The organism is Pseudomonas sp. ESBL9 (assembly GCF_036668715.1).
Taxonomy (GTDB): domain Bacteria; phylum Pseudomonadota; class Gammaproteobacteria; order Pseudomonadales; family Pseudomonadaceae; genus Aquipseudomonas; species Aquipseudomonas lundensis.
The window spans coordinates 1-279 of record NZ_JAZEVV010000039.1; the positions used below are offsets into that span (position 1 = coordinate 1).

1 pseudogene is annotated in these 279 nt (G+C 60.2%); it reads right to left on the bottom strand.

The features are described 5' to 3' along the window. A pseudogene (locus V6F78_RS22330) lies at positions 1-271 on the bottom strand (electron transfer flavoprotein subunit alpha/FixB family protein); the annotation flags it as partial. Positions 272-279: the final 8 nt, after the last annotated feature.

Sequence of the window (279 nt, forward strand, 5' to 3'; positions counted from 1 at the left end):
TCGGCGCTTCTTCGTCCTTGTTGATCGCTACGATCACTTTGGAGTCTTTCATGCCCGCCAAATGCTGGATCGCGCCGGAAATACCGACCGCAATGTACAGCTGTGGCGCAACGATTTTGCCGGTCTGGCCCACCTGCATGTCGTTCGGTACGAAACCGGCGTCAACCGCGGCACGGGACGCACCCACGGCAGCGCCCAGTTTGTCGGCCAGTGCGTACAGGTGTTTGAAGTTGTCGCCGTTCTGCATGCCGCGACCGCCGGAGACGACGATTTAGGCTG